Genomic DNA, 18,567 nt, shown 5'->3' with positions numbered 1-18,567 from the left:
ATAAAAAACTTAAGGGAAAGCTAAATGAGTAGCGTAGATATTCTGGTTCCTGACCTTCCTGAATCGGTTGCCGATGCGACCGTAGCCACCTGGCACAAAAAACCGGGCGACAGCGTGCAGCGTGATGAAGTCCTGGTTGAAATCGAAACCGACAAAGTGGTGTTGGAAGTGCCGGCCAGTGAAGCGGGCATTCTCGATGCTATCGTGGAAGAAGAGGGTGCGACCGTACTGTCTCGCCAGCTGCTCGGCCGCATCCGTCCGGGCGACAGCTCCGGCAAGCCGACCGCTGAGAAGAGCCAGGAGAAAGAGGCCACGCCTGCACAGCGCGCTACCGCGAGCCTGGAAGAAGAAAGCAATGACGCGCTCAGCCCGGCGATTCGCCGCCTGATCGCCGAACACGATCTCGATGCCGGCGCCATCAAAGGCACCGGCGTGGGTGGCCGCATCACGCGTGAAGACGTGGAAGCGCACCTGGCCAAAGGCGGCGCCGCCGCCAAACCGGCCGCCGCCGCTGAAGCTGCACCGCAGCCTGCTCTGGCCGGCCGCAGCGAAAAACGCGTGCCGATGACTCGCCTGCGCAAACGCGTCGCCGAACGTCTGTTGGAAGCGAAGAACAGCACCGCGATGCTGACCACCTTCAACGAAATCAACATGCAGCCGATCATGGATCTGCGCAAGCAGTACGGCGAAGCCTTCGAGAAGCGTCACGGCGTGCGTCTGGGCTTCATGTCCTTCTACATCAAGGCGGTGGTTGAAGCGCTGAAGCGTTTCCCGGAAGTGAACGCGTCGATCGACGGTTCCGACGTGGTTTACCACAACTACTTCGACATCAGCATCGCGGTTTCTACCCCGCGCGGCCTGGTGACGCCGGTACTGCGCGATGTGGACGCCATGAGCATGGCTGACATCGAGAAGAAAATCAAAGAGCTGGCCGTTAAGGGCCGCGACGGCAAACTGACCGTGGAAGAGCTGACCGGCGGTAACTTCACCATTACCAACGGCGGCGTATTCGGCTCCCTGATGTCCACCCCGATCATCAACCCGCCGCAGAGCGCCATCCTGGGCATGCACGCCATCAAAGATCGCCCAATGGCGGTCAATGGTCAGGTGGTGATCCAGCCGATGATGTATCTGGCGCTGTCTTATGACCACCGCCTGATCGACGGTAAAGAATCCGTCGGTTATCTGGTGACGGTCAAAGAGATGCTGGAAGATCCGGCTCGTCTGTTGCTGGACGTCTAGTAACCCTTGCCGGGCGCGGCATGCCGCGCCCGCACTCTGTGCTATGTGGCCGGAAAACCATGCGGTTTACCGCGTAATAATGGTCCGGCTAAAAACCTTCAGAACTGAATGGATAGAACATCATGAATTTACACGAATATCAGGCAAAACAGCTGTTTGCTCGGTATGGCATGCCGGCACCAACCGGTTACGCCTGTACCACTCCGCGTGAAGCAGAAGAAGCCGCATCCAAAATCGGCTCCGGCCCGTGGGTGGTGAAATGTCAGGTTCATGCTGGCGGCCGCGGTAAAGCGGGCGGCGTTAAAGTCGTCAACAGCAAAGAAGATATCCGTGCCTTCGCGGAAGCCTGGTTGGGCAAGCGTCTGGTGACTTACCAGACTGATGCGCTGGGCCAGCCGGTTCACCAGATCCTGGTAGAAGCGGCGACCGACATCGATAAGGAACTGTACCTGGGCGCGGTCGTGGATCGTTCTACCCGTCGCGTGGTGTTCATGGCGTCTACCGAAGGCGGCGTGGAGATCGAGAAGGTGGCGGAAGAAACCCCTGAACTGATCCACAAAATGACCATCGATCCGCTGGCGGGTCCACAGCCTTATCAGGGCCGTGAGCTGGCCTTCAAACTGGGCCTGACCGGTAAGCAAGTCAGCCAGTTCGCCAAGATCTTCATGGGCCTGGCGACGCTGTTCCTGGAGCGTGACCTGGCGATGGTTGAGATCAACCCGCTGGTGATCACCAAGCAGGGCGATCTGGTGTGCCTGGACGGCAAACTGGGCGCCGACGGCAACGCCCTGTTCCGCCAGCCGGAACTGCGTGAAATGCGTGACCCTTCCCAGGAAGACGAGCGTGAATCCCGTGCGGCTCAGTGGGAGCTGAACTACGTTGCCCTCGACGGCAACATCGGCTGCATGGTTAACGGCGCCGGTCTGGCGATGGGTACCATGGACATCGTTAAACTGCACGGCGGCGAACCGGCCAACTTCCTGGACGTTGGCGGCGGCGCGACCAAAGAGCGCGTGACCGAAGCGTTCAAAATCATCCTGTCCGACGACAAGGTGAAAGCGGTTCTGGTTAACATCTTCGGTGGTATCGTACGTTGCGATCTGATCGCCGACGGCATCATCGGCGCAGTGGCCGAAGTGGGCGTTAACGTCCCGGTGGTGGTGCGCTTGGAAGGGAATAACGCCGAACTGGGCGCCAAGAAACTGGCGGACAGCGGCCTGAATATCATTGCTGCGACCAGCCTGACTGATGCGGCTCAGCAAGTTGTTGCAGCAGTGGAGGGTAAATAATGTCCATTTTAATCGATAAGAACACCAAGGTAATTTGCCAGGGCTTCACCGGTAGCCAGGGGACTTTCCACTCCGAACAAGCTATCGCTTACGGCACCAAAATGGTTGGCGGCGTAACCCCGGGCAAAGGCGGCACTCAGCACCTGGGCCTGCCGGTGTTCAACACCGTGCGCGAAGCGGTTGAAGCGACCGGCGCCACTGCCTCGGTCATCTACGTTCCAGCGCCGTTCTGCAAAGACTCCATCCTGGAAGCGATCGATGCCGGCATCAAACTGATCATCACCATCACCGAAGGCATCCCGACCCTGGACATGCTGACCGTGAAAGTGAAGCTGGACGAAGCCGGCGTGCGCATGATCGGGCCGAACTGCCCTGGCGTGATCACCCCGGGCGAGTGCAAAATCGGCATCATGCCTGGCCACATCCACCTGCCGGGCAAAGTGGGCATCGTTTCCCGCTCCGGCACCCTGACCTATGAAGCGGTGAAACAAACCACCGATGCCGGTCTGGGCCAGTCCACCTGCGTGGGCATCGGCGGCGACCCGATCCCGGGCTCTAACTTCATCGATATCCTGAAGATGTTCCAGCAGGATCCGCAGACCGAAGCGATCGTGATGATCGGTGAGATCGGCGGCAGCGCTGAAGAAGAAGCGGCAGCTTACATCAAAGAACACGTCACCAAACCGGTTGTCGGCTACATCGCCGGCGTGACCGCGCCGAAAGGCAAGCGTATGGGCCACGCGGGCGCCATCATCGCAGGCGGCAAAGGCACGGCGGACGAGAAGTTTGCTGCGCTGGAAGCGGCGGGCGTGAAAACCGTTCGCAGCCTGGCGGACATCGGCGACGCGGTAAAAGCGGTGCTGAAGCGCTAAGAATTTAGTACGAAATAACAATATCTCGACATGTTTGGCCACCCATAGGGTGGCCTTTTTTATGGGCGAAGATCAGAAGTCGTTGAGCGCCTTGATCAACGCGATCCGATCCTGCAGGCGACGCTGTTGCACCGGATCCGCGGCGGCTTGCCGCTGTTGATCCAGAGAGGTGAGGGCGGCGCGGTAATCGTCGGCGTTGCGGAACAGCGCGTCTTTGACGTTGATCGACGCGACGTTGGTGTAGCGGCCGTCGTCGGTGGTCGGCACCTGGATGACGCCCTCGTTGAGCAGCTGTTTGACGATCGCCCGCTGCGGTTCGTAACCCTCCATGCCGATCAGCTTCCAGCGCTGTGGCGGCACGCCCTGATAGTGGCCGTGTTTCACCTCCGTCAGGTAGCGCAGAGTCAGGTGGCGGATAGTACCTTCTTCTTCACCGTATTGCGCTTTGCTGTCGAACAGCACCGGGAAGGATTGCCCCTCCAGCGCGCCACCCTTTTGCGTCAGGTGGCCCATGCGGTAACTGTTCATGCCCAGGCGGATCGGCATATCGTCGGTGACCGGCGTGCCATCCGCCAGGCGCAGATCGACGATGCGTGAGCCGGCGGGTTGGCGCAGGTCAATGGTGTAAGTGACGCCATCGAAGAAATCGTTGGTGGAATATTTGGACGATCGCCGCGCCGGGTTAAAGCTGTAGGTGACGTCGCCCGGCTGCAGCTGATTGAAATAGTCGGCGGACCACTCCATGTAGCGTTTAAGCGCTTTGCCGTTGAGCTGATACACGGTGATCTCGCCGCCGGCGTATTGGTAGTTAAAGGCGATATCCTTGGCCTTGATGTCGCCGACGTCCAGTTTGGCGCGATCGTTGTCGATCTGCAGGGCGATCACCTGCGCCAGCGGCGCATAGTGGCGGGCGGCCTGCTGGAACAACGCGCTGATACCGGTATCCTGCACGTGCACCTGGGGAATGCCGCGGAATTCGTCACCGGGCACCAGATCGCTGCCGCTCAGCTTCGCCACGACCCGGTTGGCGTTGGCGCGCAGAATGTCATGGTATGGCTGGTAGAGAGCCTGCAGGGCGCTGTCCGGCGTCATCCCCTTGATGGGGTAGGTGTAGCTGTTTTTGTCGATCAGCGTGAATTTGCCGTCGCGGCGTTCAAATTGCAGATCGATGCGCGACAGCGCGCGGCCGTATTTATCCGGCTCGGTGATGATGACGCCGTTAACCACCGCTTTGTCGATCTTCACATGCATATGACCGGCGACGATCGCCGCCAGCTCCGGGTTGGCGTTGGCGATGTCGGCTACGCCGGTGCCGGGGCGCTGGTTCTCGTTGTCGATGCCCATATGCGCCACCAGCACGATGGCGTCGACCTGGCCGTCGATTTGCCTGATGACCTGTTTCACCGCCTGCACCGGATCGGTGAAGTTCAGCCCTTTGATGCGATCGGTACCCTTGGCGAATTCGGCGGTCATCGGCGTGTCCATGCCGATAATGCCGATCTTCACGCCTTGGCGCTCGACGATGGTGTAGGCCGGCAGATAGGGCTTGCCGTTGTCCCAGACGATATTGCCCGCCAGCGCCGCGCCCTTGAACTGCTTAAGCGGTGTAGCCAGCACCGGCAGGCCGAAGTCGAACTCGTGGTTGCCCATCACCCAGACGTCATAATTGAGCGCGTTGAGGCCCAGCATCATCGGGCTGACGGCCTCATGCTTGAAGGTTTCGACGAAGTTGCCCTGAATGGTGTCGCCGGCGTCCACCAGGATCAGGTTTGGCTGCTCGGCCCGCACCTTTTTGACCTGGGTGGCTATCTGGCTCAGGCTGCCCGCCAGATTCTCCGTGTCGCTGGCGTAGTCCCAGGGCACGAAGGTGCCGTGCAGATCGGAGGTGCCCAGTAGGGTGATATTTACCGTTTCGGCGGCCATGGCGTTTCCCGAGAGTCCCAAGACAGAGGCAAAGATGATTTTTTTCATAAGTTATTGTCACTCAATGCAATTTTAACATAAGTGGTCATTCTGCTACAAAATCGCAACCTTTACGATCCCATCGCGAGAAATAGACTAATATTGGAGAGAGATTTGTTGTTTTGTGACTGCTATCACTGTCACGGCTTATTGGAAATAAAAGGTTAATTATGTCGCATAATAAGCGCGTAATAATACAATGGCGGCTCTTTTAAATTACATTTATTTAACACAAAAATATCATTAAAAAACAATTAAACCATTGCGCAACATGACCCTAAGAAAATTATGCGAAATGTGCTGATGAATATGGAAATAAGATGCGGATAGGCTTAAATTGTCTCAGATCAAATTAGCCCGAAGTACCTCTTTCGGCTAAGATTTGACCTGTAACCAAAAGTCTAACCCACGTCACGTAAAAACCTATTTATTGTGTGGGATTGGGCGAGTATCATCCATGTTGTGATTATGGATGGTTGATCTTGTTGCATTTGTTACCCGTTGTCGGTTTTCAGTGGCGCGCTTGTCGACGGCCCGAGAGGCTATTGGCCGAGTGTGCGGTTGAAAGCGGAGAAGCTGGATCAAATTTGTTGTGTTTTAGGGCATTCACTGCGGGGCGTTACTGGCGGCTTTGAAAAAGGCGTGCCGATAACCGCGTGTCGGAGTCTTCCTGCGAGGAGCAAGGAGTCAAGATGTTTGATATTGTCGAACTGTCGCGCTTACAGTTTGCTTTAACGGCGATGTACCATTTCTTATTTGTCCCATTAACGCTCGGTATGGCGTTCTTGCTGGCAATTATGGAAACGGTATATGTCCTGTCTGGCAAACAAATCTATAAAGACATGACCAAATTCTGGGGAAAGTTATTTGCGATTAACTTTGCTCTGGGTGTGGCCACCGGTTTGACCATGGAGTTCCAGTTCGGGACTAACTGGTCGTACTTCTCTCACTACGTCGGCGATATCTTCGGGGCCCCACTGGCTATCGAAGGTCTGATGGCGTTCTTCCTTGAATCGACGTTGGTCGGCCTGTTCTTCTTCGGCTGGGATCGTCTGAGCAAGGTGCAGCACATGGCGGTAACCTGGTTTGTGGCCCTCGGCTCCAACCTGTCCGCGCTGTGGATCCTGGTCGCCAACGGCTGGATGCAGAACCCGATCGCTTCGGATTTCAACTTCGAAACCATGCGCATGGAGATGGTCAGCTTCTCCGAACTGGTGCTTAACCCGGTTGCGCAGGTGAAATTCGTTCACACCGTGGCTTCCGGCTACACCTGTGGCGCGATGTTCGTTCTGGGCATCAGCTCCTACTACCTGCTGAAAGGCCGCGACATCGCCTTCGCCAAGCGCTCCTTCGCCATCGCTGCCAGCTTCGGTATGGCTGCCATTCTGTCCGTTATCGTTCTGGGTGATGAATCCGGCTACGAAATGGGCGACGTGCAGAAAACCAAACTGGCCGCTATCGAAGCAGAATGGGACACCCAGCCGGCGCCGGCCTCCTTCACCCTGTTCGGCATTCCCGATCAGGACAAGATGGAAAACTCCTTCTCTATTCAGATCCCGTATGCGCTTGGCCTGATCGCCACCCGCTCCACGGACACTCAGGTCACCGGCCTGAAAGATCTGATGGCTCAGCATGAAGTGCGTATCCGCAACGGGATGAAAGCCTACCAGCTGCTGGAAGAGCTGCGCGGCGGTAACACCGATCCTGCGGTGCGCGCCGAATTCAACAAAACCAAGCAAGACCTGGGCTACGGTATGCTGCTGAAGCGCTATACCCCGAACGTCACCGACGCGACGGAAGCGCAGATCCAGCTGGCGACCAAGGACTCCATTCCGCGCGTGGCGCCGCTGTACTTCGCCTTCCGCATCATGGTGGCCTGTGGCGTGATCATGCTGTTGATCATCGGCCTGTCGTTCTGGAACGTGATCCGCGGCCGCATTGGCCAGAAAAAATGGCTGCACCGCGCGGCGCTGTACGGTTTGCCGCTGCCTTGGATCGCGATCGAGTCCGGCTGGTTCGTGGCGGAATACGGCCGTCAACCGTGGGCGATTGGTGAGGTGCTGCCGACGGCGGTCGCCAACTCTTCGCTGACCGCGGGCGACATTCTGTTCTCGATGGGGCTGATCTGCGGCTTGTACACCCTGTTCCTGGTGGCTGAATTGTACCTGATGTTCAAGTTTGCGCGTCTGGGTCCAAGCAGCCTGAAAACCGGCCGCTATCACTTTGAACAACCGACTGCCGCCGTGCAGGAAGCGCGCTAAACAGGAGTCCACGTATGTTTGACTATGAAGTACTACGATTTATTTGGTGGGTCCTGGTTGGCGTACTGCTGATCGGCTTCGCCGTCACCGACGGTTTCGACATGGGCGTCGGCATTCTGGTGCGCATCATCGGGAAAACCGATACCGAGCGCCGGGTGATGATCAACTCCATCGCCCCGCACTGGGACGGTAACCAGGTGTGGCTGATCACCGCCGGCGGTGCGCTGTTCGCCGCCTGGCCGATGGTCTACGCAGCGGCCTTCTCCGGCTTCTACGTCGCCATGATCCTGGTGCTGGCCGCCTTGTTCTTCCGCCCGGTCGGTTTCGACTACCGTTCCAAGCTGGAGAGCAGCCGCTGGCGCAACATGTGGGACTGGGGCATCTTCATCGGCTCCTTCGTGCCTGCCGTGGTATTCGGCGTGGCGTTCGGCAACCTGCTGCAGGGCGTGCCGTTCCACATGGACGAGTATATGCGCCTGTTCTACACCGGCAACTTCTTCCAACTGCTGAACCCGTTCGGTCTGTTGGCGGGCGTGGTCAGCCTGACCATGCTGGTCACCCAGGGTGCGACCTACCTGCAAATGCGCACCACCGGCGAGATCCACCTGCGTTCACGCGCTGCGGCACAGATCGCGACGCTGATCATGGCGGTGTGCTTCCTGCTGGCGGGCGTATGGCTGGTGAAAGGCATCGACGGCTTCGTCGTGACGTCGGCGCTGAACACCCTGGCGGAATCCAACCCGATGCGTAAAGAAGTGGCGCATCAGGCCGGTGCCTGGCTGATCAACTTCAACAAGTATCCGCTGCTGTGGGCGCTGCCTGCGCTGGGCGTGGTGCTGCCGTTGTTCACCATCCTGTTCTCGCGTCTGGAGAAAGGCGCGCTGGCGTTCGTCACCTCGTCGCTGACCATCGCCTGCGTCATCCTCACCGCCGGGGTCACCATGTTCCCGTTCGTGATGCCGTCCAGCACCGTGCCTAACGTCAGCCTGACCATGTGGGACGCGACGTCGAGCCTGTTGACGCTGAAAGTGATGACCGTCGTGGCGGCGATCTTCGTGCCTATCGTTTTGGCGTACACCAGCTGGTCGTACTACAAAATGTTCGGTCGCCTCGACAAGAACTACATCGAAAACAACAAGCATTCGCTGTACTAAGGATAAGGAGCTAAACCATGTGGTATTTTGCCTGGATTCTCGGAACGCTTCTTGCCTGCGCCTTCGGCATCATCACGGCGCTGGCGCTTGAGCAGAGCGAAGCGACCAAAGCTCAGCAAGACGGTAAGTGATGAGCTCGTCCGTGATTGACAAGCTGTACGCTGTCACCGACAAGGGCCCGATCCGGGCCCTTTCCCTGGTGCTGGCGTTGATTTTGGCGGGATGCGTGTTCTGGGATCCGACGCGTTTCGCCGCCAAAACCAGCTCGCTGGAGATTTGGGAAGGGCTGTTGCTGATTTGGGCGGTGTGCGCCGGGGTGATCCACGGTTTCGGATTCCGCCCGCAGCGCAGCGTCTGGCGCGCCTTTTTCGCGCCGCTTCCCGCAATTGTGATCTTGTGCGCAGGATTACTTTACGTTTCTTTATAATCTCCCCGATGTCCCCATGTTATGGGCCCTCACGGCCCATAATTATTTTCATTCCCATCTTGTAACCCATTCCCAACCCGATCCGTCTTGCGTATAGTAGCAGCGTTAAATTGCATTGCTGGGAAGTAGAGTGAGTAATACGTTGTTTCGATGGCCGGTTCGCGTTTACTACGAGGATACCGATGCCAGTGGTGTGGTCTATCACGCCCGCTACGTCGCCTTTTTTGAAAGAGCGCGCACAGAGATGCTGCGTCAGCACAACTTTCATCAACAGCAGCTGCTCAGTGAACAAGTCGCTTTTGTCGTCCGGCGCATGACGGTGGATTATCTGGCTCCGGCTCGTCTCGACGAGCAACTGGAGGTCCAGAGCGAAATCACCTGTCTGCGCGGGGCTTCTCTCACGTTTGCTCAACGCATTGTCAATTCTGACGGGGCCCTACTGAGCCAGGCTGATGTCCTGATTGCCTGTATTGATCCACACCAAATGAAGCCAAGAGCGCTTCCTAAGTCTATTGTCGCGGAGTTTAAGCAGTGACTGACATGAACATCCTAGATTTATTCTTGAAGGCGAGCCTGCTGGTTAAGCTTATCATGTTGATTTTGATATGCTTCTCGGTAGCCTCTTGGGCGATCATCATTCAGCGTACCCGCATCCTCAATGCGGCGACGCGTGACGCCGAAGCCTTTGAAGACAAATTCTGGTCCGGTATCGAGCTTTCCCGTCTGTACCAGGAAAGTCAGGCGCGTCGCGATAGCCTGACCGGTTCCGAGCAGATCTTCCATTCCGGATTCAAAGAGTTCGCCCGCCTGCACCGCGCCAACAACCATGCGCCGGAGTCGGTGATCGAAGGGGCGTCGCGTGCGATGCGCATTTCTATGAACCGCGAGCTGGAAACGCTGGAAACCCATATTCCGTTCCTCGGCACCGTCGGTTCGATCAGCCCGTACATCGGCCTGTTCGGCACCGTGTGGGGGATCATGCACGCCTTTATTGCGCTGGGCGCGGTGAAGCAAGCCACGCTGCAGATGGTGGCGCCGGGTATCGCCGAAGCGCTGATCGCCACCGCGATCGGTCTGTTCGCCGCCATCCCGGCGGTAATGGCCTATAACCGTCTCAACCAGCGCGTCAACAAGCTTGAGCAGAATTACGACAACTTTATGGAAGAGTTCACCGCTATTCTGCATCGTCAGGCCTTCTCCAGCGACAGCAAATAAGTAGGAGGTAGCATGGCGAGAGTACGTGGACGTAGTCGGCGCGAGCTGAAGTCCGAAATTAACATCGTTCCGCTGCTCGACGTGTTGCTGGTGCTGCTGCTGATCTTTATGGCAACCGCGCCAATCATCACGCAGAGCGTGGAAGTTGACCTGCCGGACGCCACCGATTCCAAAACGGTGTCCAGCGATGACAATCCGCCGGTGATCCTCGAGGTTTCCGGCGTAGGTCAATACACCCTGGTGGTGGATCACAACCGTATGGAGCTGCTGCCGCCTGAGCAAGTCGCGGCCGAAGCCAAGTCGCGTTTGGCGGCTAACCCGAAAACGGTCTTTTTGATCGGCGGTGCGAAGGAAGTCCCTTACGATGAGATTATCAAGGCATTGAATATTCTCCATCAGGCGGGCGTGGCTTCCGTGGGGCTGATGACCCAGCCGATCTGACCGTAAGGCGAACGGCAACCCGGTTCCTGCGCTGCGGCCCAGGAACCCCGTATAAGCAACACCAGTTTTTGGGAATCTATTTTGGTAAAGGCAACTGAGCAAAACGATAAGCTGAACCGCGCCGTTATTGTTTCGGTCGTTCTGCACTTCATATTGATTGCCCTGCTGATTTGGGGATCGCTGCAGGAAAAGGTCGACATGGGCGCCGGCGGTGGCGGTGATGGCACCGTGGTGGGCGCAGTGATGGTCGATCCTGGCGCGGTGGTGGAGCAATACAACCGCCAGCAGCAGCAGAGCAACGATGCGCAGCGTGCCGAGAAGCAGCGCCAGAAAAAGGCGGAGCAACAGGCCGAAGAGCTTCAGCAGAAGCAGGCGGAGCAGCAACAGCGCCTGAAAGAGCTGGAGAAAGAGCGTTTGGCGGCGCAGGAGAAAGCTGCGCAGGACGCCAAAGCGCAGGCTGAGCAACAGCAGAAGGCAGCGGAGCAGCAGAAACAGGCCGCCGAGCAGCAAAAAGCGGCGGAAGCCGCCGCAGCCAAGGCCAAAGAGCAACAGAAGGTCGCCGAAGCCGCCGCCGCTAAGGCGAAGGCCGAAGCGGACAAGGTCGCCAAGGCGCAGGCGGACGCGCAGAAGAAAGCCGAAGCGGAAGCCAAGAAAGAAGCGGCCGCCGCTGCCGCCGCCAAGAAACAGGCGGAAGAGGCGAAGAAAGCTGCTGCCGCCGCCGCAGAGCAAAAAGCCGCAGAGGCCGCAGAGAAGAAAGCGGCCGCTGAAGCCGAGAAGAAAGCCGCAGCGGAAGCCGAGAAGAAGGCTGCCGCCGAGGCAGAGAAGAAAGCGGCCGCCGCTGAGAAAGCTGCGGCAGCCAAGAAAGCCGCTGCGGATGCCAAGAAGAAGGCCGCCGCTGAGGCTGCGAAACAATCGGATGAAGTTAGCGATCTGTTTGGCGGCCTGGCGGACGGCAAGAACGCGCCGAAAGGCGGCGGCGCCAAATCGAAGGGCGACGGTAAACCGACCGGGCAGGGCAATGCCAAAGCGGCTGGGGCCAGCGGGGCGGATATCAGCGGTTATATGGGGCAGATTCAAGGGGCGATTCAGAGCAAGTTCTATGACGCCAGTTCGTTCGCCGGCAAAACCTGCGATCTGCGTATCAAGCTGGCGCCGGACGGCCTGCTGATAAGCGTACAAGCGGCGGGGGGCGATCCTGCACTGTGCCAAGCAGCGGTGTCTGCCGCCAAGTTGGCGCATATACCGAAGCCGCCGAGCGATGCCGTTTATCAGCACTTTAAGAATTCTATCCTTGAATTCAAGCCGCAATAACGGTTGATTGAGTGAGTGAGTGATATCACAGGGATGTACTAAGGTAACCAACAGGGATTATGTAGTTTTACGTAAGTTGGTTTGTTAAAATTCTGCTAATTTATCGCAGGCATCCCGCCTGGATAAGGGAGATGAGATGAAGCAGGCATTTCGAGTAGCGCTAGGTTTTTTAATTCTGTGGGCGTCCGTGCTGCACGCGGAAGTTCGCATTGAAATCACCCAAGGGGTCGACTCCGCTCGTCCGATTGGCGTGGTGCCGTTTAAATGGGCGGGCCCAGGCACGCCGCCGGAGGATATCGGCAAGATTGTCGGCGCGGATCTGCGCAACAGCGGCAAATTCAACCCGATCGACGTGGCGCGCATGCCGCAGCAACCGACCTCCGCGTCTGAAGTGACGCCGGCGGCCTGGACTGCGCTGGGCATCGACGCCGTGGTTGTCGGCCAGGTTCAACCTGGCGCTGACGGCAGCTACCTGATCTCCTACCAGCTGGTGGATACCTCGGGTTCGCCGGGCACCGTTTTGGCGCAGAACCAGTATAAAGTGACCAAACAATGGTTGCGTTATTCTGCCCATACTGCCAGCGACGAAGTGTTCGAGAAGCTGACCGGCATCAAGGGCGCGTTCCGTACCCGTATCGCCTACGTCGTGCAGACCAACGGCGGGAAATTCCCGTATGAGCTGCGCGTAGCGGATTACGACGGTTATAACCAGTTCACGGTGCACCGTTCGCCTGAGCCGCTGATGTCACCGGCCTGGTCGCCGGACGGCAGCAAACTGGCTTACGTGACCTTCGAGAGCGGCCGTTCCGCGCTGGTGGTGCAGACCCTGGCTAACGGCGCTATCCGCCAGATCGCCTCGTTCCCGCGCCACAACGGTGCGCCAGCGTTCTCGCCGGACGGCAGCAAGCTGGCCTTCGCGCTGTCCAAGAGCGGCAGCCTGAACCTGTACGTGATGAACCTCGGCTCCGGCCAGATCACGCAACTGACCGATGGCCGCAACAACAACACCGAACCGACCTGGTTCCCGGATGGCCAGTCTCTGGCGTTTACCTCCGACCAGGGCGGGCGTCCGCAGATTTATAAAATCAGCGCCAGCGGCGGTGCCGCACAGCGTCTGACGTGGGAAGGCGCTCAGAACCAGGATTCTGAAGTCAGCTCCGACGGTAAATTCCTGGTGATGGTGAGCACCAACAGTGGTGCACAACACATCGCCAAACAAGATCTTGGATCGGGCGCCGTTCAGGTTTTGACCGGCACCTTCCTGGATGAAACGCCTAGTATTGCGCCAAACGGCACCATGGTGATCTATAGCTCCACGCAAGGTATGGGCTCCGTGCTGCAGTTGGTGTCAACTGATGGGCGTTTCAAAGCGCGTCTTCCGGCAACTGATGGACAGGTCAAATTCCCTGCCTGGTCGCCGTATCTGTGATGCATGTGTAAATATGTATGGCAAACTATAAAAGGATCAAAGAAATGCAACTGAACAAAGTGCTGAAAGGGCTTCTGCTGGCACTGCCAGTTCTGGCTGTAGCAGCTTGTAGTTCTAACAAAAGCGCGAACAACGACCAATCTGGTATGGGCGCTGGCACTGGTATGGAAAACGGCAGCAGCAACCTGTCTTCCGAAGAACAAGCTCGTCTGCAGATGCAAGAACTGCAGAAGAACAACATTGTTTACTTCGGCCTGGACAAGTATGACGTAAGCTCCGAATTCGCTCAGATGCTGGACGCGCACGCTGCATTCCTGCGTAACAACCCGTCTTACAAAGTGACCGTTGAAGGCCACGCTGACGAACGCGGCACGCCGGAATACAACATCGCTCTGGGTGAGCGCCGTGCTAACGCCGTTAAAATGTACCTGCAGGGTAAAGGCGTTTCCGCTGACCAGATCTCTATCGTTTCTTACGGTAAAGAAAAACCAGCAGTACTGGGCCACGACGAAGCGGCTTATGCTAAAAACCGTCGTGCCGTTCTGGTTTACTAAGAGAATCGCATGAACAGTAACTTCAGACGTCACCTGTTGAGTCTGTCGTTACTGGTTGGCGTAGCGGCCCCTTGGGCCGCTACTGCCCAAGCGCCAATCAGTAATGTCGGCTCCGGCTCGGTCGAAGACCGCGTCACCTCGCTTGAGCGCATCAGTAATGCTCAAGGCCAGCTTTTAAATCAACTCCAGCAACAACTCTCTGATAACCAACGCGACATTGATTCTCTCCGTGGGCAAATCCAGGAAAGCCAGTATCAGTTGAATCAGGTGGTTGAACGCCAGAAGCAAATCTATCAACAGATGGATAGCCTCAGCCAGGGCGGCGCTCAGAGCGCTTCTGCGGCCGCGGGCGCTGCCGGTGGGGCAGCCGCAGGCGCATCTTCCGATGCGGGCGGCAGCGCGCCTGCAGCCGCTTCTGCAACGCCGAGCGGCGGTGATGAGAACAGCGACTACAACGCCGCTGTTTCTCTGGCGCTGGAAAAAAAACAGTATGACCAGGCGATTTCCGCCTTTCAGTCCTTCGTAAAACAGTACCCGAAGTCTACCTACCAGCCTAACGCCAACTATTGGCTGGGCCAGTTGTTCTACAACAAGGGTAAAAAAGACGACGCGGCCTACTATTTTGCGGTGGTGGTGAAGAATTACGCTAAATCACCGAAGGCGCCGGACGCCATGTACAAGGTGGGTATCATCATGCAGGAGAAAGGGCAGGCCGATAAAGCCAAAGCCGTGTTCCAGCAGGTGATTAAACAATACCCAACCAGTGCGGCGGCCAAACAGGCGAAAAGTCGCGTAGGCGGTTAACAGTCAGAAAAATGAGCCCAGAAGTTAGTCGATTTGACCGATTTCTGGGCTCATTCGCGTGAAGAACAAGCAGTTGAACGCATCAGTCAAAAATTTAGGTTGCGCTGCCAAGATAAATTAGTAATATATGCCGCCGTTGCCAAGACATCTTGCAAGATGTTAAAGCGGCAGGGAAATTGGGTCGTTAGCTCAGTTGGTAGAGCAGTTGACTTTTAATCAATTGGTCGCAGGTTCGAATCCTGCACGACCCACCAATTTTGAAGCAAGAAATGAAGTGGAATCGGGAAGGATAACATCACGAAGTGATGGCCCGTCAGGGCGAGGCCAAAGGCCGAGTCATCCTGCACGACCCACCAATTTCTGAAGTAGCAGTAACCACAACAGTGGGTGATTAGCTCAGTTGGTAGAGCATCTCCTTTACACGGAGGGGGTCGGCGGTTCGAGCCCGTCATCACCCACCACTGTTATGGGTCGTTAGCTCAGTTGGTAGAGCAGTTGACTTTTAATCAATTGGTCGCAGGTTCGAATCCTGCACGACCCACCATTCTTTAAGAATGGCTGCGATAGAGAATCGTAAAGGATGAGAACCGTAAAGGTTCGAGTCTCGCGAAGCGAGACAACATCACTCCGGTGATGGCCCGCAAGGGCGAGGCCAAAGGCCGAGTTATCCTGCACGAGCCACCATTCTTTAAGAAAGAATGGCAGCTTCAGAATCGGTTTGATGTGGCAAAGTAAAGGTCCGAGTCGAGTACCCGTCGAGTTGTCCTGAACATCCCCATCCTTGTTTTCCGCGAGTCGGTTCCAATAGCCTATTCGCCATCAGCAGTAAACCACATCAGTGGGTCGTTAGCTCAGTTGGTAGAGCAGTTGACTTTTAATCAATTGGTCGCAGGTTCGAATCCTGCACGACCCACCACGCTTTAATAGAGCAAGGTGTTAAATCGTCAGGATGAGAACCGTAAAGGTTCGAGTCTCGCAAAGCGAGACAACATCACTCCGGTGATGGCCCGCAAGGGCGAGGCCAAAGGCCGAGTTATCCTGCACGACCCACCACTCTTTGAGAGTGAAAAATAGCAGTACCACAGCAGTGGGTGATTAGCTCAGTTGGTAGAGCATCTCCTTTACACGGAGGGGGTCGGCGGTTCGAGCCCGTCATCACCCACCACACTGCGGGTCGTTAGCTCAGTTGGTAGAGCAGTTGACTTTTAATCAATTGGTCGCAGGTTCGAATCCTGCACGACCCACCAATTCAGAAAAAAGCGCCTTTTGGCGCTTTTTTCGCATCTGCGCCACCAGACTCTACTTTACCCTCTTGCTAACAGAGTTCACCGAGTCGTGCGGGTGAGATCCTGCGCTCAGGTTCGAGCATCGCGCAGCGATACGACAACGCGCAGCGTTGCCCGCAGGGTGAGGCCACAGGCCGAATCAATCCTGCACGACCCACCCATTCAGAGAAAAGCGCCTTTTGGCGCTTTTTTCGCATCTGCGTCATCGCAATCTGAATCCGCTGCTTTCTCGTTTCAACACCGCACCGATCATCCTCACGCTGTTCTCTGAACGGCTATACGGTCTCGTCAGGCCATTATCCGCTGTGAGCTGTGCAGCCACTGTCTGTGTTTTTTAATTCATTAAACAATAGGTGCGCAAATATGAAAATATCAGCGGACTTTTCGCGCGGTTTTAGGTATTTTGTTTAGTATATAAAACGAAGGGCGTTGCGGCAGGCGATATTCACGCGGCAGGCGCCCAGCCTAGCATGAGATTGCAGCGATGAGTGAAATGTTTGATGTCAATGCGGCGGTGTACCCCTTCCCGCCTAAACCGGTTCCGCTGGACGTAGCCGAAAAAGCCTTTTATCGCGAGAAAATCAAAACCCTGCTCAAGCAGCGCAATGCGGTGATGGTCGCCCACTATTATACCGATCCGGAAATCCAGGCGCTGGCGGAAGAAACCGGCGGCTGCGTGGCGGATTCGCTGGAAATGGCGCGCTTCGGCAGCGCCCATCCGGCTTCCACGCTGTTGGTGGCCGGCGTGCGCTTCATGGGGGAAACCGCCAAGATCCTCAGCCCAGAAAAGCAGGTGCTGATGCCGACGCTGTTTGCCGAATGTTCGCTGGATCTGGGCTGCCCGGAAGAGGAGTTTCATGCGTTTTGCGACAGACACCCCGATCGTACCGTGGTGGTCTATGCGAACACCTCGGCGGCGGTCAAAGCGCGCGCTGACTGGGTGGTCACTTCCAGCATCGCCGTTGAGCTGATCGAACACCTGGACAGCCTGGGCGAGAAGATCATCTGGGCGCCGGATCGTCATCTCGGCAGCTACGTGCAGAAGCAGACCGGCGCCGACGTGCTGTGCTGGCAAGGCGCCTGCATTGTCCATGACGAGTTCAAGACTCAGGCGCTGCGGCGCATGAAGGCGCTTTATCCGCAGGCGGCCATCCTGGTGCATCCCGAATCGCCACAGGCGGTGGTTGAGTTGGCGGATGCGGTGGGATCGACCAGCCAACTGATTCAGGCGGCGAAAACATTGCCGCATCAACAGCTGATCGTCGCCACCGATCGCGGTATCTTTTACAAGATGCAGCAGGCCTGCCCGGACAAGGAGCTGTTCGAAGCGCCAACCGCCGGAGAAGGGGCGACCTGTCGCAGCTGCGCGCATTGCCCGTGGATGGCGATGAATGGCCTGAAGGCGATTGCTGAAGGGCTGGAGCAGGGGGGCGCGCAGCATGAGATCCACGTGGACGCCGCGCTGCGTGAGAAGGCCCTGGTGCCGCTGAACCGCATGCTGGATTTCGCCGCTCAGCTTAAGATGCAGGTTAAAGGCAACGCTTAACCGTTTAAAAGGATGACCTCATGAGCTTCTTCAGTACCAGCAATATTCTGGTGCATATTCCGCTTGGCGCGGGCGGTTACGATCTGTCGTGGATCGAAGCCATCGGCACGCTGTTCGGGTTGCTGTGCATCTGGTACGCCAGCAAGGAAAAAATCATCAACTACCTGTTCGGCCTGATCAACGTCACGCTGTTCGCGGTGATTTTCTTCCAGATCCAGCTGTACGCCAGCCTGCTGCTGCAGCTGTTCTTTTTCGGCGCCAACATTTACGGTTGGTATGCCTGGAGCCGCCAAACCCAGGATAATCAGGCTGAGCTGCAGATCCGCTGGCTGCCGTTACCGAAAGCGTTGGCCTGGGCGGCGGTTTGCGTCATCGGCATTGGCCTGATGACCTTTAACATCGACCGCGTGTTCGCTTGGCTGACGCAGATCGCGGTAGCGGTGATGCAAGGGCTGGGGCTGAACGTGCAGATGCCTGAGCTGCAGCCGGACGCGTTCCCATTCTGGGATTCGGCGATGATGGTGCTCTCCATCGTGGCGATGATCCTGATGACGCGCAAGTACGTGGAAAACTGGCTGCTGTGGGTGGTTATCGACGTCATCAGCGTGGCTATCTTCGCCTACCAGGGGGTATACGCGATGGCGCTGGAATACGTCATTCTGACGCTGATCGCCCTGAACGGCTCCTGGCTGTGGATCAAGAGCGCCGGGCGCAACCGTTCCAACCCGCTCTCTTCCGCACCGTAACAACGCAGAGGGCGCCGTGGTGGCGCCC

General features: G+C 57.2%; 17 protein-coding genes, 6 tRNA genes and 3 other RNA genes. 25 read left to right on the top strand and 1 reads right to left on the bottom strand.

The genetic code is table 11. The features are described 5' to 3' along the window. Positions 1 to 24 precede the first annotated feature (24 nt). The 3 genes from odhB to sucD all read left to right on the top strand — a co-directional run bounded on the left by odhB (position 25) and on the right by sucD (position 3,403). Positions 25 to 1,242 (top strand): 2-oxoglutarate dehydrogenase complex dihydrolipoyllysine-residue succinyltransferase, encoded by a 1,218-nt coding sequence (odhB, locus tag ACYF6X_RS14445; protein WP_033637469.1) that lies wholly within the window; start codon positions 25 to 27, stop codon positions 1,240 to 1,242. A gap of 122 nt (positions 1,243 to 1,364) precedes the next feature. Next, complete coding sequence (gene sucC / locus ACYF6X_RS14440; RefSeq protein ID WP_025301883.1) at positions 1,365 to 2,531, top strand: ADP-forming succinate--CoA ligase subunit beta; 1,167 nt, start codon at positions 1,365 to 1,367, stop codon at positions 2,529 to 2,531. Then, positions 2,531 to 3,403 (top strand): succinate--CoA ligase subunit alpha, encoded by an 873-nt coding sequence (gene sucD, locus ACYF6X_RS14435; RefSeq protein WP_004939878.1) that lies wholly within the window; start codon positions 2,531 to 2,533, stop codon positions 3,401 to 3,403. Before sucC ends, sucD begins: the two co-directional genes overlap by 1 nt. 72 nt (positions 3,404 to 3,475) lie before the next feature. On the opposite strand, the gene ACYF6X_RS14430 is transcribed toward sucD, so the two are convergent. Beyond that, positions 3,476 to 5,374: a bifunctional metallophosphatase/5'-nucleotidase gene (locus tag ACYF6X_RS14430; protein ID WP_130018777.1), complete on the bottom strand. Its 1,899-nt coding sequence runs from the start codon at positions 5,372 to 5,374 to the stop codon at positions 3,476 to 3,478. 683 nt (positions 5,375 to 6,057) lie between these two features. Between ACYF6X_RS14430 and cydA the strand changes: the two genes are divergently transcribed. The 22 genes from cydA (at position 6,058) to pnuC (ending at position 18,539) form a co-directional block, all read left to right on the top strand. Beyond that, complete coding sequence (cydA, locus tag ACYF6X_RS14425) at positions 6,058 to 7,626, top strand: cytochrome ubiquinol oxidase subunit I (protein WP_019454034.1); 1,569 nt, start codon at positions 6,058 to 6,060, stop codon at positions 7,624 to 7,626. A gap of 14 nt (positions 7,627 to 7,640) precedes the next feature. Beyond that, positions 7,641 to 8,780, top strand: coding sequence for a cytochrome d ubiquinol oxidase subunit II (cydB, locus tag ACYF6X_RS14420; RefSeq protein WP_130018778.1), 1,140 nt, complete (start codon positions 7,641 to 7,643; stop codon positions 8,778 to 8,780). A gap of 17 nt (positions 8,781 to 8,797) precedes the next feature. Continuing rightward, complete coding sequence (cydX, locus tag ACYF6X_RS14415; RefSeq protein WP_004939868.1) at positions 8,798 to 8,911, top strand: cytochrome bd-I oxidase subunit CydX; 114 nt, start codon at positions 8,798 to 8,800, stop codon at positions 8,909 to 8,911. Continuing rightward, positions 8,911 to 9,207, top strand: coding sequence for a cyd operon protein YbgE (gene ybgE, locus ACYF6X_RS14410; RefSeq protein WP_019454032.1), 297 nt, complete (start codon positions 8,911 to 8,913; stop codon positions 9,205 to 9,207). Before cydX ends, ybgE begins: the two co-directional genes overlap by 1 nt. 130 nt (positions 9,208 to 9,337) lie before the next feature. Next, a complete protein-coding gene (gene ybgC, locus ACYF6X_RS14405; RefSeq protein WP_025160034.1) occupies positions 9,338 to 9,742 on the top strand; it encodes a tol-pal system-associated acyl-CoA thioesterase in 405 nt (134 codons plus the stop codon). Beyond that, complete coding sequence (tolQ, locus tag ACYF6X_RS14400) at positions 9,739 to 10,422, top strand: Tol-Pal system protein TolQ (RefSeq protein WP_004939862.1); 684 nt, start codon at positions 9,739 to 9,741, stop codon at positions 10,420 to 10,422. The genes ybgC and tolQ overlap by 4 nt, the downstream gene beginning before the upstream one ends. Positions 10,423 to 10,434: 12 nt before the next feature. Further along, positions 10,435 to 10,863, top strand: coding sequence for a colicin uptake protein TolR (gene tolR, locus ACYF6X_RS14395; RefSeq protein ID WP_004939859.1), 429 nt, complete (start codon positions 10,435 to 10,437; stop codon positions 10,861 to 10,863). A gap of 81 nt (positions 10,864 to 10,944) precedes the next feature. Further along, complete coding sequence (gene tolA / locus ACYF6X_RS14390; RefSeq protein WP_107227293.1) at positions 10,945 to 12,174, top strand: cell envelope integrity protein TolA; 1,230 nt, start codon at positions 10,945 to 10,947, stop codon at positions 12,172 to 12,174. A gap of 136 nt (positions 12,175 to 12,310) precedes the next feature. Continuing rightward, positions 12,311 to 13,603, top strand: a complete 1,293-nt coding sequence (gene tolB / locus ACYF6X_RS14385; protein WP_033655159.1) for a Tol-Pal system beta propeller repeat protein TolB — start codon at positions 12,311 to 12,313, stop codon at positions 13,601 to 13,603. Positions 13,604 to 13,647: 44 nt separating this feature from the next. Beyond that, positions 13,648 to 14,157 carry a peptidoglycan-associated lipoprotein Pal gene (pal, locus tag ACYF6X_RS14380; RefSeq protein ID WP_025160033.1) on the top strand — a complete coding sequence of 170 codons (510 nt, stop codon included), beginning with the start codon at positions 13,648 to 13,650 and terminating at the stop codon, positions 14,155 to 14,157. A 9-nt stretch (positions 14,158 to 14,166) separates the two neighbouring features. Next, a complete protein-coding gene (cpoB, locus tag ACYF6X_RS14375) occupies positions 14,167 to 14,961 on the top strand; it encodes a cell division protein CpoB (RefSeq protein WP_033647153.1) in 795 nt (264 codons plus the stop codon). Positions 14,962 to 15,139: 178 nt separating this feature from the next. After that, positions 15,140 to 15,215, top strand: a tRNA-Lys gene (locus ACYF6X_RS14370). A 131-nt stretch (positions 15,216 to 15,346) separates the two neighbouring features. Next, positions 15,347 to 15,422, top strand: a tRNA-Val gene (locus ACYF6X_RS14365). A gap of 7 nt (positions 15,423 to 15,429) precedes the next feature. Next, a tRNA-Lys gene (locus ACYF6X_RS14360) sits at positions 15,430 to 15,505 on the top strand. Between the two features lie 15 nt (positions 15,506 to 15,520). After that, positions 15,521 to 15,645, top strand: a non-coding RNA gene (locus ACYF6X_RS14355) — RtT sRNA. Positions 15,646 to 15,801: 156 nt separating this feature from the next. Beyond that, positions 15,802 to 15,877, top strand: a tRNA-Lys gene (locus ACYF6X_RS14350). A 13-nt stretch (positions 15,878 to 15,890) separates the two neighbouring features. After that, positions 15,891 to 16,014: non-coding RNA, RtT sRNA (locus tag ACYF6X_RS14345), on the top strand. A gap of 36 nt (positions 16,015 to 16,050) precedes the next feature. Beyond that, a tRNA-Val gene (locus ACYF6X_RS14340) sits at positions 16,051 to 16,126 on the top strand. A gap of 6 nt (positions 16,127 to 16,132) precedes the next feature. Further along, positions 16,133 to 16,208 (top strand) — tRNA-Lys (locus ACYF6X_RS14335). 74 nt (positions 16,209 to 16,282) lie between these two features. Next, a non-coding RNA gene (locus ACYF6X_RS14330) (RtT sRNA) lies at positions 16,283 to 16,407 on the top strand. Between the two features lie 324 nt (positions 16,408 to 16,731). Next, positions 16,732 to 17,793 (top strand): quinolinate synthase NadA, encoded by a 1,062-nt coding sequence (gene nadA / locus ACYF6X_RS14325; RefSeq protein WP_033642201.1) that lies wholly within the window; start codon positions 16,732 to 16,734, stop codon positions 17,791 to 17,793. Positions 17,794 to 17,813: 20 nt separating this feature from the next. After that, positions 17,814 to 18,539 carry a nicotinamide riboside transporter PnuC gene (gene pnuC, locus ACYF6X_RS14320; protein WP_048232945.1) on the top strand — a complete coding sequence of 242 codons (726 nt, stop codon included), beginning with the start codon at positions 17,814 to 17,816 and terminating at the stop codon, positions 18,537 to 18,539. The last annotated feature ends 28 nt before the right edge of the window (positions 18,540 to 18,567 follow it).

It is taken from the genome of Serratia sp. ID 25-353 (genome assembly GCF_054792795.1).
The sequence above is the reverse complement of the archived record's forward strand: the minus strand, read 5'-3'. Positions and strand labels throughout refer to the sequence as shown.

Coding starts and splice junctions, on each gene's coding strand:
- odhB (WP_033637469.1), top strand. CDS start 25: ATGAGTAGCGTAGATATTCTGGTTCCTGACCTTCCTGAATCGGTTGCC.
- sucC (WP_025301883.1), top strand. CDS start 1,365: ATGAATTTACACGAATATCAGGCAAAACAGCTGTTTGCTCGGTATGGC.
- sucD (WP_004939878.1), top strand. CDS start 2,531: ATGTCCATTTTAATCGATAAGAACACCAAGGTAATTTGCCAGGGCTTC.
- ACYF6X_RS14430 (WP_130018777.1), bottom strand. CDS start 5,374: ATGAAAAAAATCATCTTTGCCTCTGTCTTGGGACTCTCGGGAAACGCC.
- cydA (WP_019454034.1), top strand. CDS start 6,058: ATGTTTGATATTGTCGAACTGTCGCGCTTACAGTTTGCTTTAACGGCG.
- cydB (WP_130018778.1), top strand. CDS start 7,641: ATGTTTGACTATGAAGTACTACGATTTATTTGGTGGGTCCTGGTTGGC.
- cydX (WP_004939868.1), top strand. CDS start 8,798: ATGTGGTATTTTGCCTGGATTCTCGGAACGCTTCTTGCCTGCGCCTTC.
- ybgE (WP_019454032.1), top strand. CDS start 8,911: ATGAGCTCGTCCGTGATTGACAAGCTGTACGCTGTCACCGACAAGGGC.
- tolR (WP_004939859.1), top strand. CDS start 10,435: ATGGCGAGAGTACGTGGACGTAGTCGGCGCGAGCTGAAGTCCGAAATT.
- tolB (WP_033655159.1), top strand. CDS start 12,311: ATGAAGCAGGCATTTCGAGTAGCGCTAGGTTTTTTAATTCTGTGGGCG.
- pal (WP_025160033.1), top strand. CDS start 13,648: ATGCAACTGAACAAAGTGCTGAAAGGGCTTCTGCTGGCACTGCCAGTT.
- cpoB (WP_033647153.1), top strand. CDS start 14,167: ATGAACAGTAACTTCAGACGTCACCTGTTGAGTCTGTCGTTACTGGTT.
- nadA (WP_033642201.1), top strand. CDS start 16,732: ATGAGTGAAATGTTTGATGTCAATGCGGCGGTGTACCCCTTCCCGCCT.
- pnuC (WP_048232945.1), top strand. CDS start 17,814: ATGAGCTTCTTCAGTACCAGCAATATTCTGGTGCATATTCCGCTTGGC.